The organism is Haloferula sargassicola (assembly GCF_040362925.1).
Classification (GTDB): domain Bacteria; phylum Verrucomicrobiota; class Verrucomicrobiia; order Verrucomicrobiales; family Akkermansiaceae; genus Haloferula; species Haloferula sargassicola.
The window spans coordinates 129,738-142,679 of the sequence record NZ_BAABRI010000004.1 but is presented as its reverse complement, the minus strand read 5'-3'; the positions used below and the strand labels follow the sequence as shown (position 1 = coordinate 142,679).

Here is a 12,942-nt window from a genome sequence, read left to right as displayed (position 1 = left end):
GTGGAGGTTTCAAGTTTTCAGTATCAAGTAGCTCCATGAGCGAGGTCCTCGTGGTGATGTGCACGTTCCCCGACGAGGCGACGGCGCGTCAGATTGGCGCGGCGCTGGTGGAAAAGCAAGTGGCGGCCTGCGTCAACGTGGTGCCGGGATTGCGGTCGATTTACCGCTGGGAAGGCAAAGTCTGCGACGAGGCGGAGGTGCTGGTTGTGATCAAGACCACCCCGGCCGCCTACCTGGCCCTGGAGGCAACGCTGATGGAGGCCCATCCCTATGATACGCCGGAAATCATCTCCCTGCCGGTGGTCCGCGGAGCCGAGGCCTATCTGCGGTGGGTGGCGGCGGAGTGCCGGTAATCGAGCCGCGTCCAGATCCCTCTCCGAGGACCCGGCTTCCGGAATCCTGCGGGCTTTCGGGCGGATCTTCCGGCTACCCCGTGATCGTGAAGCCCTTCACGCCCTCGAGCGGCTGGATGTTCTTCACGTGCATGCCCTTGATGTTGTGGGCCATGGGGCTCTCTTCGGCGATTTCCTGGATGAAATCCTCGACTTCCCCGCCTTCACCCATGACCTCGAGTTCGACGGTGCCCTCGGGAAGGTTGCGGACGGTGCCGACGACCTCGAAGCCCTTGGCGAGGTCCTTGCAGGTGTAGCGGAAGCCGACGCCTTGGACGCGGCCCTCGAAGATGACTCGGCGGGCGATCATGACGGGTGTGGGGTGAGTGGTTTCAGGGTGGCGAGAGATGTTCGAACCGTACCCGGGTGGCGGTGGGCCGGGTGACCCGCAGCCGGCGTCCGTCCGGGGCGGTGGTCAGGACGCCGAGTGTGGCATCCGAATCGGATTCGGCAAGAGCGCCCGCGAAGGCGAGTCCTGCCTCGGCGATGCGGTCCGCCGCTGCCGGGGTGGCCAGTTCGATGTCCCAGCATAGATCGAGCAGGGAGTCGCTGCGGGCCCGCAGTTGGTACCGGTCGCCCCGCCACGCGGCGGCGGGCACGGCCCCCTGCGGGTCCTCGGGATCCAGCGTCGCGAGCCAGAGCTCGAGGCCGAGGCGGCCCGCGCTTTCCTCGATGACCAAGGTGCCGGGGGCATCCGGCATTTCCGGGACGAGCGGGGAAAAATCCACTTCGCCGAAGACCGCGGCGGTGGTCTGGGGGGGCGAGTGAAGAGCCGTGAGGAGGCCGTTCTTTTCCATCAGGCGCTCGGCCCGCGGCAGGCCGACGCGTGACGGGAAGGTGGCGAGGCCGCGGATGTAGGCGGGCAGGCTGGCCAGCAGGTCGGTGGCATCGTTGTTGCGATTCTGGCTGCCGGTGAAGCCGAGGCCGAGCGCCTGGCGGGCGAGGAAGCGGTTCTCGATCGCCATGGCGGCTCCATGGTGGAGCGCTTCGCGGGCGCGGTCGGGCTCGTCGCCGGGATAGCCGGGCGGCGGCGGGAAATGCTGGTGGAGGAGGATGCGGACCAGCACGCGGAGCAGGGCGGACTGGTCCGGGATGCTGGAGGGCTGGAACTGGTCGGTCACCCAGCCCTCGCCGGTCTGGTCATCGAACCACGAGCGCGCTCCGAGGCTGCGGGTGGCCGCGAGCTGCGGCGCGAACAGGTCGTCCGGCGCGAGCAGCCCCATCCGACGCCAGGCCTGCTGGCGGTGATCGAGCGTGTTCGGCGGGAAACGGGACTCGATCGAGGCGATGACCCGCCCGCGCAGCTCTTCGAAAGCGATCTTGTGAACCACCGGCGAGCTGCGGAAATCGAGTCCGAGCGTGTCCTCGGCGAAGTGCTCCAGCTCCGGAGGCACCTCGACTTCGCCGCCGCCCTGTGCCAGCGAGCGCAGGCTTTCGTTTTCCGAGCGGAGCATCTCCAGCTCCGACTCCAGGTCACGGATGCGGGCCTCGTTGTCCTCCTGTGCACTCGCCGCGGCCGCGTTTTTCCACTGCAGGCCCTGCAGGATGCCGGCCGCGCCGATCGCGCCGCCGATGAGAAGTGCCAGCAGAACCGGGGGGCGCATGGAGGGAGGCGCGGGAAAAGGCCGGGATCAGTCCCTCGCTCGTCCGAGCGGCCGGGCGCTCGGATTGGCCGGCTCGGCGGCGTCCGAGGCGTCGCCTTCTTCCAGCTCGTTCAGATTAGGCAGCGCCTGGCTCTTGCCGAAGACCTGGTCGGCGGTCTTGCCCTTGATGAGCGTGATGCCGACCGGCACTTCTGCGGATCCATCCGGGCGGTATTTATAAATGAAGGCATGCACCGGCATCTCCTCCTTGGTGCCGGGGCGGAAGCGCTTCACCCGCGTGTCGTAAAGAAGTTCCTGGGCGAGCTTGCCATAGGTCGGGCCCGGCCGCTTCGAGTAGGCGAAGGCGGTCTTGTAGAGCTTGTTGCCGATGCCGTCGTAGATGTCGCACTTCAGCGGATTGCCGCGGCTGTCGAGGCGGTAGACGGTTTTGAGCGTCAGGTTTCCCCCGGCGGTGAAGGTCTTCTTGGTCAGCGTTTTCTCGTCCTGCCCGCGCTCAAAGACGGTCTTGGAGCCATCGTCGTTGCGCTTCACGCGGACGAAGGGGCCTTCAATCCCGATGCCCGGGAGTCCCTGCGCGGAAACGGTGGCCACCAGCAGGAGGCCGAGCAGGGCGGAGCAGAGGCGTCGGATCATGGGCGCGGAGATTAGTGCTTGGCCGCGCCCGGGGCAAGAGGGCATTCCGGGTGCGGATGTGGTGGAAATTCCGCGGCAAATGTCTCGATCTCACGCACCGCGCGGCGGTGATGGGGATCCTCAACGTGACGCCGGATTCGTTTTCCGATGGCGGCCTTCATGACGCCCCGGCCGCGGCCCTGCGCCGAGCGGAAGGCATGATCGACGAGGGCGTGAACATCATCGACATCGGCGGTGAGTCGACCCGGCCCGGCGCCGATCCGGTGGAGGTGGCGCGCGAAATGGAGCGGGTCCTGCCGGTCGTCGCGGGACTGCGCGAACGGTGGAGCGGGCTGATCTCGATCGACACCATGAAGCCCGAGGTCGCCCGCGCGGCGGTCGAGGCCGGCGCTGACATCGTCAACGATGTCAGCGGCCTGCGCGACCCGCGGATGGTCGAGGTCTGCCGCGATGCCGGCTGCGGCGTGGTGGTCATGCACATGCGCGGCGAACCGCGGACCATGCAGGCGGCGCCCGATTACGATGACGTGGTCGGCGAGGTCAGGAGTTTCCTCCAGGCGAGGCACGACGAGCTGACCGCGGCCGGGATCGCCGCCGAGGCCTTGGTTTACGACCCGGGCATCGGTTTCGGAAAAAAACTGGAGCACAACCTGGCGCTGCTGCGGGCGACCGGATCGCTGGCTCCGGCGGGGCGTCCGCTGCTGATCGGCTTGTCGCGGAAACGCTTCATCGGCTGGCTGCTCGAAACCGAAGCCATCGAGGACCGCGACTGGCCGACGGTGGCGCTGACCGCCTGGACCCGCGAGGAAGGCGCGATGATCCACCGCGTGCACGAGGTGCGGAAAAGCCGCGAGGCCCTGCGGATGGTGGAGGCGGTGATGGGGGATTTCAGATTGAAGATTTCAGATTGAAGATTTCGATCAGGCGGGCGACTTCGGCGAAGGTCGGGTTTTCCGCGAGGGGAGGGGTGTTCAAGGTGAGCAACGGAACCTGCTCGCGGGTGTGATCGGTGCCGGCGTGGTAGGGATCGTTGCCGTGGTCGGCGGTGATGAGCACGACATCCTCCGGGTCGATTTTTTCCAGAAACCCGCCCAGCCAGGCATCGAACTCGCGCAGGCAGCCGGCGTAGCCTTCCGGATCCCGGCGGTGGCCGTAGAGCGTGTCGAAGTCCACCAGATTGGCGAAAATCAGGCCCTCGACCTGGTCGGCCCACAGCCGGTCGATGGTCGCCATGCCGTCGGCATTCGACTTCGTCGGATGGCTGCTGGAGATGCCCGAGGCGGCGAAGATGTCGCTGATTTTGCCCACGCCGTGCACCTCGATGCCCGCGTTCTTCAGCTGGTTGAGCACGGTTGCCGGCGGCATCAACGAGTAGTCGTGGCGGTTCGAGGTGCGCTTGAAATCATCCCGCGTGGTGCCGACGAAAGGCCGGGAAATCACCCGCCCGATGCGGATGCCGCAGCGGTCGAGGATCGCGCGAGCGTCGCGGCAGAGTTGCTGGAGCCGGTCGTTGCCGAAAATCGCCGGGTCCTCGTGGGCGGCGAGCTGCAGGACGGAATCGGCGCTGGTGTAGAGAATGGGTTTTCCGGTGGCCACGTGCTCCTCGCCGAGGCGGGCGATGATTTCCGTGCCGGAAGCGGCCTCGTTGCCGAGAAACCCACAGTCGCCCGCGTTTTCCAGCTCTGCGACCAGATCGTCCGGAAAGCTCTCGAAGGTGGCGAACGGCTTCTCGATCACCGCGCCCATCAACTCCCAGTGGCCGGTGGTGGTGTCCTTTCCGGCGGAGATTTCCGTCAGGCGGGCGTGGTGGGAGTTTGGCAAAAGCGGGGTTTCCGGCAGGGAAAGCTGCGGATCCGCCTGGCGGAGGACCTCATAGAGCCCGATCGAGCCGAGATGGGGCAGCGCCAGACCGGGAATGCGCTCGAAAAGATGACCGAGGGTGTTGGCACCGGCATCGCCGAAGTCGGCGGCGTCCGGCGCATGGCCACAACCCACGGAATCCAGGACGATGCAAAGGACGCGCATGGACGGAACCATCGACCGACCGGGTGAAACATTCAATTTTCAAGAAATCGGGTCCTCGCGGCATCCTGCTTCCTCTCGCCGGGCCCGGCCGTCGCGCGAACGGGAGGTTTTTTCAAAAACCCCGATTTTGGCTTGCAATGGGGCTGTCATCGGGTATCCACCGCGCCCCGAATTATGGCTAAGAAAAGCTGGATTGCCCGCAACGAACGGAAAAAGCGCACCGTCGCGAAGTACGCCGACCTGCGTCACAAGCTGAAGGATGAGAAGGACTACATCGGTCTGACCATGCTTCCCCGTGATGCGAGCCCGACCCGCGTGGTGAACCGCTGCGCCTTCTCCGGCCGCCGCCGCGCCTTCCTCCGCCGCTTCCGCCTTTCCCGGATCAGCTTCCGCGAACTGGCTTCGCACGGGATGATTCCCGGCGTGACGAAGTCGAGCTGGTGATCGGTAGCCGCTTGCGCTACTCTTCGCGGGAGGCGGAAACAGCCCGTCCTCCCGCATTGTCATGCCGATCTACGAATACGTTTCCGAACATCCGGAAGATCCCGAGCGATCTTGCCGGATTTGTCGCAAAGGATTCGAACTGCGTCGCCCGGTCGATCGGGCGCCACTGGAGAAGTGCCTGGCATGCCGGAATCCGATCCGGAAGGTCATCTCCCGCGTCAATACGCCCAAGGTCGCCAAGCCGCTCTCGGTGAGCGATGCCAAGGCCGCCGGTTTCACGATCCTCGAGAAGCGGGATCAGGGCGTGTACGAGAAGCTGTGACCCGCGATGAACCTGCCCTCCCTTTCCGTTCTCGCGGCGACCGCGCACGAGGTGTCGACGACCTATCCGTCGCCCCTCGTCGCTTTGGTGTACATTGCCGGCATCATCTTCTTCCTTCTGCTCAACGCGTTCTTCGTCGCGTCCGAGTTCGCCATCGTCAAGGTCCGGCCGAGCCAGCTGGAGACCGTTGAGGAAGAAAATCCCGGCAAGGCCCGCCGTGCCTTGGGCATCGTGGCCAAACTCGACGGCTACCTGTCCGCCAACCAGCTCGGCATCACGATCGCCTCGCTGATGCTCGGCTTCCTCGGCGAGCCGTTCATCAGCGCGCTGGTCTCGCCCACCCTTTGGAAAATGGGCGTCCCGGCGGTGATGCGGGTCGGCACCGTCGATGTCGAACTCATCAAGTGGGTCTCGCTCGGCTTCGCCATCATTTCCTTCACCTTCCTCCACGTGGTGATCGGCGAGCTGCTGCCGAAATCGATCGCCATCCGCAAGGCCGTCGCGACCACGCTGCTTCTGGCCAAGCCCCTGCATGTCTTCTATCGCTCGTTTCACTGGGCCATCCGCCTGCTGAACGGCACCGCCAATTTCCTGCTCAAGAAGCTGTTCCGGATCGATCCTGTCAGCGAGGGCGAGCACATCCACTCCGCCGAGGAACTCGCGCTGTTGGTTTCCCAAAGTGGCGAGGCCCTCGAGGTCACTGAAACCGAGCAGGAGATCGCCATCAATGCCCTGGAGCTGAACGAACTCTGGGTTCGTGACGTCATGACGCCGCGCCAGGACGTGATCGTGCTGGATGCCGACGAGCCTTTCGAAAAGGCCCTCTCGATCGCGCGCCGGACCCGCCACACCCGCTTCCCGCTGGTGAAGGGCGGGCACCTCGACCACCACATCGGCCAGATCCACATCAAGGACGTGCTTGATCTCGTCGGCGAGGAGGATCCCGACCTGATGCGGATCAAGCGCGAGCTGAAGATGGTGCCCGACACCATGCCGCTCGACACCTTGCTCAAGTTTTTCCTCAAGGAACGCCAGCACCTGGCCTTGGCGGTCGATGAGTTCGGCACACCGGTCGGCATCGTGTTTCTCGACAACGTGATCGAGGAAATCGTCGGCGACATTCAGGATGAGTTCGACAACGAGCGCCCCGACTTCGTGCGCATCGGCGAGGACGAGTTCGTGGTCGACGGCACCCTGACCCTCAACGACCTGACGGACATCACCGAGGATCTCGAGCTGGAGAGCGGCGAGGTCACCACCATCGGCGGCTACGTCACCCAGCAGCTCGGCCGTTTCCCTGAAGTGGGGGAAACGATGGAGATCGAGGGCTGGGAAGCCAAGGTCACCAGCACCGACGGCCGCCGAGTCGGCCAGATCCACTTCCGCAAGCTCGCCCCCGTGGTGGAAGAGGAAACCGGCAAGGACGAGCAGGAGTAGGAAACCGGAGGTCGGAAGGCTGATCTCAGGGCAGTTTCTAGAGCCGGGCTTCTTCAGGGCCAAGAGCCCCTCACATTCCAGCCCCGGCTGAAGGCCGGGGTTGGCTGTGCGTGGAATACCGGAGGGCTGAAAGCCTGACCCATGCGTCGGGGACTTCTCTTCAATCCCAGACGTATCTCTCGTCGAAATCGACCCGCAGTTTCCGAAGCAACGCGCGGTATTCGTCTTGGAACGACATCTTGCGATGATGCTCCTCCTGTCCACCGATGTAATCGACGAGCTGGGAGAGATGGGTCCGGCTGATCGAGAACGCCCCGTATCCGGCTTGCCATGCGAACGTTTCCCATGTGGGTCCCAAGGTCTTGATCCATTTGGAGGAGCTGCTTTTGACCTGCTCGACCAGCTTGGAAACGGAGAGGGTGCGGGGCAGTCGGACCGCGAGATGAACATGATCTTCAATGCCTCCGGCGCGATAGCATTCTGCTCCGAGTTGTCGTGCGGTGGCAGCGAGATAGGCATGGACCTGCGGGCGGATCGTCGATGAGAGGAAGGGACGCCGCTCTTTGGTCGAAAAGATCACGTGGAGGAGGATCTGGGATAGGGATTGGGCCATGCGTGATGTTAGACGCGCCATCCCGCATCTGTCAGGCTTTCAGCCCTCCGGTAACCTGCGCGAAGCATACCCCGGCCTTCAGCCGGGGCTGGGATGTGACGGGCCGTTGGCCCTTGGAAATCAGCTCTGTGGAAACGTTGAACGAGCGACGATCGTGATGATCTGGCTGTCTTCATCGACGGCGATTTCCTCGTCGAAATCCGCGACGGCGTTTTCGACGGCAAAGCCGGCATCGGTGAGCAGGCGCTGGAGTTGCCGGGGGGTGAACCAGCGGACGGTTTGCCGGGAAAGGTGCTCCTTTTCCCCGTCGGGGCCGGCGAGGCGATAGCGATGCTCTCGATGCAGTTGGCGGGTCTTGCGATCCAGACGGAAGCGGGTCTCGACCGAGGCGTGCCGTCCATCGGGCAAGGTGGTCTGGTGGTCGGAGTACCACTCGTTTTCCGGCAGCTCCCGATGGATCTCGGCAAGCGGAATGAAAACGGTGAGGTAAAGGAGGCCGCCGGGACGGAGAAGGCGGCGGAAGTTGGCCAGCGTGGCGGCGGGATCATCGGAAAGCTGGAAGGTGAAGGCGGGCACCAGCAGCGATCCGTAGGCCTTTCCGGGGAAAAAGGTGGCCATGTCCCCTTCGTGAAGCACCGGATTCACGCCGAGCTTCAAGGCGCTTTCGCGGCACAGGGCGAGCATGTCGGGGGAGTTGTCGAGACCCTCGACCGCGAGGCTTTTTTGCAGGAGCGGCAACAGCAGCCGTCCCGAGCCACAGCCGATTTCGAGCGCCGGCTCTTCGAGGAGACTCTCCATCCACAGCAGTTCGGGCGTTTCCTCGTCGGCCCAGAAGGCGTCGTGGAGCTGGGCTTCGAGGGAGGTGTAGGCGTTCAAGGGGGGATGGGCTTGGCAACGCGAGCTTCAGCCCCCTCGCAGAGCCTTGCGAGCGAAAGCTTTCATTCCAGCCCTCGACTCACGCCTGGGCACCGGCGAAGAAGATCTCCATGCGACGGTGGAGGTCGTCGTAGAAGCGCTTCTTCATCGCCTCCAGCGCGGCGAGTTTTTCCGGCCCGGCGTGGGCGTGGGCTTCCTGCTCGAGTCGCATCTGCTCGGCGAAGGAGCGTTCCATGGAAATGAGGGAATCGAGAAACTCGCGGGCGGCGCGGGAGTGCTCGACGCCATCCACGAGGGCGTTTTCGAGCGTCTTGTTTCGCGTCACGGCGATCAGGTTGCCCGAGGCGAGCTGTGCCATGTAGCGGCCGTGGCTGTGGAGGAAGGCCTCGTGCTCGGCGGCGTAGGAGGTTTCATCGCGGTCGAGGAGCCGGTCGTAGGGACCCGGCTTGGTGAAAAATTTCACCACCAGCGGAATGGTGTCCACCAGCATGAACAGGGCGGTGAGGATGAGATAGGTGTAGAAGGCGAACTTGCCACCCTCGGCGCCCTGCTCGAAGAGCTTGTGGAGGGCGAGGGTCTGGGTGAGGACGTCGCGTCGGGGCTCGGCGTTGATCGCATCGATCCGCTCCTGCTCCTCGCGGGAAAGGGCGGACAGTTCCCCTTGGGCGGTTTTCAGCTCGGCGTTGCGGGTCTCGATCTGGGTGTCGAGTGCGGTGCGCACGGCGTTCTGCTGGGTGACGAAGGCGTCGGCCTGGCTCTGCTCGACCTGGTGCTTGAGAGCGGCCACGCGCTCGGCCTCGGCCTGATTGGCGGCCTCGATTTCGGCCAGCCGGGCCTCGAAGCCGGACAGGGCCGCCTTTTCCGCCTCGCGGGCCTGGGTCTGGAGGGTGGCTTTCTCGCTGGTCAGGTGCTCCAGCAGTGCGGCCAGGCGCTTGGTTTCCTCGCGGCGCGGTTCGAGCTGGTCGGCTTTGATCGAGCGAGCCCGCGGGCCCTCGCCGATAAGGCCGGAGCGCTGGCCGTTCAGCTCCCGCTCGTATTCGGCCTGCCAGAAAGTGAGCTCCTCCTGAGCCTTGGCGAATTGCGGCGTGAGCTCGTCGAGCTGCGGGTTCACGACATCGAGCCTCGCCCGGAACGGCGCCGTGGCCTCGTCGGTGGCTTCCTTCAGCTCGGCCTGCTGCTCGGCGGTGAGGCCGGGAATGGCGGTGTCCGCGTCGGCCTTTTCCTGAATGATGAACTGCGCGTTGTAGGTCTGGAGCCGGTCTTCCTGAAGTTTGGCGATCTTCTGCTCCAGCGTGTCCATGACGCCGCGGACGCCGTCCTTTTGCCCGGCGAAGGCGTCCCGCTCGGTCTGGATCTCGGCGGCGCGCTCCTCCTCGATGACCGAGGTGATGGTGTCGCGGAACAGCAGCAGCACCAGCGGGTGGGCGATGGTGAGGCCCATCAGGATGGCGACTCCGAGGCGCAGCGAGAACTGCGACAGCTTGCGCGTCCAGGACAGGAACGGCCGGTAGCCGGCGAGCAGGGCGCGGTCGATGGTGAGGATGATGAAGGCCCACACCGCGGCCACAGGGTAGGTGACCCGCGGGTTGTCGGTGAGGGTGGAAAGCGCGTAGGCGCAGGCGATGAAGGCGAACGCGCAGGGGACGAGCACGGTGGCGCCGAAGGCGACGTATTTGCGCTGCTCCCAGTTCGGGCATTGCTCGAGGGTCTCGGTGCCGGCGCCGGACAGCCAGAAGAAGGCGCGTTTCAGGGTGCGGGACATGGCAATCGCGGATTACTGGTCCCTCGCCGCGGATGTTTCAGGTTTCAATTCCACCGTTTCAGCGTTTTCCGGGACCAGCACGTACAGCGTCGATCCCGGCGGGAGTTTTTCAATTTCCGCCGGGGCGGGCCGCAGGCCGCGCGAGGAATCGGTGATGAAGAGCACCATGGCCGAGGTGCCGGCATAGGTTTTCTCGAAATCCTCGAAGGTGAACTTCTCGGTGAGGTTCGATTTTTTCACCAGCGCGCCCTGGTGAGCCATCTGCTGGAGCTTGCGGTGGTCGGGGGCTCCGGTGAAGCAGTTCTGCACGCGGATTTCCGACGAGGTCGCGGTGCGGTGGTGCGCGCTGCGGTCGGAGGGCGCGAGCTGCCAGACGTGGGCGCGGTCGAAGTGATGGCTGAAACGCTGGGCGGCGATCGAGTTCACCTCGTCGTTCGGGGTGCCGGCGACCAGCGAGCCGAGGCCGTTGAAATCGAGTTCTTCCTCGGCGAATTCGGACAGGATGTTGGCGCGTTGGGCATCGAGCCCGAGCAGCTTGGAGGCGGCGATGTTCGAGTAGTTCGTGTCGAGCAGCATCACCCGGTGGCCGTCGTCGTGCAGTGCCTTGGCGACCAGCCGGGCCCAGGCATCGGCGCCGGCGAAAAGGATGCCGGTGGGGTTTTTCGAGGCCAGCCCGAGGGCCCGGGCGAGCGGCGCGGCGGCCAGGCCGTAGATGGCGACCGTGCCGATGATCACGAGGAAAATGAGGGCCGTGATTTCCCGCGACTGGCTGGCGATGACGGGCCCCAGCTCGCCGAAGCGGCCGTTGTTGGCGGCGACTTCGAACTCGAGGGCGAAGATGGAGGCGACGGCCGCGGCGACGATGCCCCGGGGAGCCAGAAAGGCGAGGAAGGCCCTTTCCTTGAAGGTGGTCTGCTTCGATCCCGCCAGCGAACCGAACACCGACAGCGGCCGGCCGACGACGATCAGAAAGGCCAGCAAGGCGCCGCCCTTGCCGAGCGCATCGTGCAGCTCCGGCAGGGAAATCCGGCCGGAGAGCACGAGGAACAGCGACGAAATGATCAGCGTCCGCAGGTTCTCCTTGAACTCGAGAATGTGGCGGACCGAGACCGAACGCTGGTTGGCCAAAACCACGCCGAGCACGGTCACGGTCAGCAGCCCGGCTTCCTTTTCGACGAGGTTCGAGAGCGTGAAAGCCACCGCCACCACGGCCAGCAGGAACACGGGCTGGAGGAAGTCCGGGATCAGGTGCCGGCGGAGCAGAAGCTCGACGATTTTTCCCAGGGCGTAGCCGCCGAAGCCGCCGACGAGGATCATTTTCCCGATCGCCAGCAGGACTTGCGATGAGGCGGTGTCGGCCCGGCTCGAAAGGGCGATGATGAACACCAGCACGCCGAGGATCGCGCCGATCGGATCGACGACGATGCCTTCCCACTTGAAGATCGAGGCCATCTTGCGGGTCGGGTTTACGTGGCGCAGCAGCGGCGCGATGACGGTGGGGCCGGTGACGGTGAGGATGGCGCCGGTCAGTGCGGCGAGGCGGATGTCATAGCCCAGCCCGTAGATCATGAAGGTCGTGGTAAGGGCGCACGAGAGGGCCACCGCGAGGGTGCAAAGGCGCAGGATCGGCAGGCCCGACTCCCGCAGTTCGCTGAACTTCAGGGTGAGGCCTCCTTCAAAAAGAATGATCGCCACGAACAGGCCGACCGCCGACAGCAGCGGCGAGCCATGCCCTGAACCTCCGGCCAGGAAGTCATCGATGCGGACCCCGGTGAGTTGCCCGAGACCGAATCCGAAGGCCAGCAGCAGAAGGATCGAGGGCAGCTTGAAACGCCAGGCGATCCACTGCGCGACCACCCCGAGGGCGAGGATCAAGGTCAGGTAGGCCAAGGCGGACATCGGGGCCTGTGCGGCGAGCAGGAGCGGCATGCGTTCCGAATCTGCCCGCGAAACCTAACCGAGGCTAACGGAAAAACTACGTGGGGACCCCATTCCGCGATCTGATACCTACGTAAAGCAGGAAAGAAAGTATCTTCCCAATGACGAAAGGTTAAGGTAGATGAAATGACATGCCTACGCCTGATTCCCACACCGACCCGTCGGAGCGCATGAAGGCCCTCTTCGATGCCGCCATCCGCAGCCCCGACATTTCCGCCACGGAAAAGACGATGGACCTTCCGCCGCGGGCGATGGCTCCGGTGAGGCCGGCTCCGACGGTGGCCGAATCCGCGATCGTGCCGGCTCCCGCTGTGGCCCCGGTGCCGCAGATGGAGGTGCCGGCGGCGGAGTCAAAGCCGGTGGTCCACCATACCGAGCAGGACGAGGAGCTCTCCGCGATGCTGGAAGAGCGGGACGGGCGCTTGAAGAAACGGCGTGGCAGGGTCCGGATGGTGACCAACGTGGCTCTTCTCGCCCTGATCGTGGCTCCGACGGCCGCGGTGATGATCCACCCCGGCCTGCGGGCGAAGTTCGACTGGCTCGTCGTCAACATCGGCAAGAGCATGGAAGACGTGAAGTCGATGGCGAACACCAAGGACTCCTACGATGAAGCGCTGGACAAGGTCGCCACCCGCGGCAACCAGATCGATGACGCCACCCGGGCTCTCGGGGTGGACCCGACCCAGGTCGTGCCGGGTGAGGATCCGGAAATGAAGGCCGAAATGCAGGCCTTCATGGGCGACGAGGCGGACGGCTTCGACAGGCGCCGCGCGGGACTGGAGAAGATGGGTTTCGTGGCCAAGAAACTGACCGGCATGGAAGAGCACGTGCCCGACGCCGACGCCGGCGGCCACTGATGGCGGGTTTTTCGCTGACGATCCGCCTGCCGTGGCGCT

Annotated in this window: 14 protein-coding genes; 6 read left to right on the top strand and 8 right to left on the bottom strand. The window is 64.9% G+C overall.

Annotation, left to right across the window (positions count from 1 at the left end; translation table 11 throughout):
• Positions 1–35 precede the first annotated feature (35 nt).
• Positions 36–353, top strand: a complete 318-nt coding sequence (gene cutA, locus ABXH26_RS04560; RefSeq protein WP_353565859.1) for a divalent-cation tolerance protein CutA — start codon at positions 36–38, stop codon at positions 351–353.
• A 73-nt stretch (positions 354–426) separates the two neighbouring features.
• Here cutA and ABXH26_RS04555 read toward each other — a convergent pair whose 3' ends face one another.
• The 3 genes from ABXH26_RS04555 to ABXH26_RS04545 are packed head-to-tail and all read right to left on the bottom strand — an operon-like array spanning position 427 to position 2,629.
• Positions 427–702 (bottom strand): acylphosphatase, encoded by a 276-nt coding sequence (locus tag ABXH26_RS04555; protein WP_353565858.1) that lies wholly within the window; start codon positions 700–702, stop codon positions 427–429.
• Between the two features lie 22 nt (positions 703–724).
• Positions 725–1,996 carry a hypothetical protein gene (locus ABXH26_RS04550; RefSeq protein ID WP_353565857.1) on the bottom strand — a complete coding sequence of 424 codons (1,272 nt, stop codon included), beginning with the start codon at positions 1,994–1,996 and terminating at the stop codon, positions 725–727.
• 27 nt (positions 1,997–2,023) lie between these two features.
• Entirely contained in the window at positions 2,024–2,629 is a 606-nt protein-coding gene (locus ABXH26_RS04545) for a hypothetical protein (protein WP_353565856.1), read from the bottom strand.
• A gap of 56 nt (positions 2,630–2,685) precedes the next feature.
• On the opposite strand from ABXH26_RS04545, the gene folP reads away from it, so the two are divergent.
• Entirely contained in the window at positions 2,686–3,540 is an 855-nt protein-coding gene (gene folP, locus ABXH26_RS04540) for a dihydropteroate synthase (protein WP_353565855.1), read from the top strand.
• Here folP and ABXH26_RS04535 read toward each other — a convergent pair.
• Positions 3,518–4,654 carry a phosphopentomutase gene (locus ABXH26_RS04535; RefSeq protein WP_353565854.1) on the bottom strand — a complete coding sequence of 379 codons (1,137 nt, stop codon included), beginning with the start codon at positions 4,652–4,654 and terminating at the stop codon, positions 3,518–3,520. The two genes, folP and ABXH26_RS04535, sit on opposite strands and share 23 nt — an antisense overlap.
• Before the next feature lie 174 nt (positions 4,655–4,828).
• Here ABXH26_RS04535 and rpsN point away from each other — a divergent pair, with 174 nt between their 5' ends.
• The 3 genes from rpsN to ABXH26_RS04520 all read left to right on the top strand — a co-directional run bounded on the left by rpsN (position 4,829) and on the right by ABXH26_RS04520 (position 6,857).
• Positions 4,829–5,098, top strand: coding sequence for a 30S ribosomal protein S14 (gene rpsN, locus ABXH26_RS04530; protein ID WP_353565853.1), 270 nt, complete (start codon positions 4,829–4,831; stop codon positions 5,096–5,098).
• A 61-nt stretch (positions 5,099–5,159) separates the two neighbouring features.
• Complete coding sequence (locus ABXH26_RS04525) at positions 5,160–5,420, top strand: FmdB family zinc ribbon protein (RefSeq protein ID WP_353565852.1); 261 nt, start codon at positions 5,160–5,162, stop codon at positions 5,418–5,420.
• 6 nt (positions 5,421–5,426) lie between these two features.
• Positions 5,427–6,857, top strand: coding sequence for a hemolysin family protein (locus ABXH26_RS04520; protein WP_353565851.1), 1,431 nt, complete (start codon positions 5,427–5,429; stop codon positions 6,855–6,857).
• Positions 6,858–7,017: 160 nt separating this feature from the next.
• Here ABXH26_RS04520 and tnpA read toward each other — a convergent pair whose 3' ends face one another.
• The 4 genes from tnpA to ABXH26_RS04500 all read right to left on the bottom strand — a co-directional run bounded on the left by tnpA (position 7,018) and on the right by ABXH26_RS04500 (position 12,037).
• Entirely contained in the window at positions 7,018–7,470 is a 453-nt protein-coding gene (gene tnpA, locus ABXH26_RS04515; protein ID WP_353565850.1) for an IS200/IS605 family transposase, read from the bottom strand.
• Between the two features lie 120 nt (positions 7,471–7,590).
• Complete coding sequence (locus ABXH26_RS04510; RefSeq protein WP_353565849.1) at positions 7,591–8,346, bottom strand: class I SAM-dependent methyltransferase; 756 nt, start codon at positions 8,344–8,346, stop codon at positions 7,591–7,593.
• A 79-nt stretch (positions 8,347–8,425) separates the two neighbouring features.
• Positions 8,426–10,108, bottom strand: a complete 1,683-nt coding sequence (locus tag ABXH26_RS04505; RefSeq protein ID WP_353565848.1) for a DUF4407 domain-containing protein — start codon at positions 10,106–10,108, stop codon at positions 8,426–8,428.
• Positions 10,109–10,120: 12 nt separating this feature from the next.
• Entirely contained in the window at positions 10,121–12,037 is a 1,917-nt protein-coding gene (locus ABXH26_RS04500; RefSeq protein ID WP_353565847.1) for a cation:proton antiporter, read from the bottom strand.
• Between the two features lie 140 nt (positions 12,038–12,177).
• On the opposite strand from ABXH26_RS04500, the gene ABXH26_RS04495 reads away from it, so the two are divergent.
• Positions 12,178–12,903, top strand: a complete 726-nt coding sequence (locus ABXH26_RS04495; protein ID WP_353565846.1) for a hypothetical protein — start codon at positions 12,178–12,180, stop codon at positions 12,901–12,903.
• Positions 12,904–12,942 lie beyond the last annotated feature (39 nt).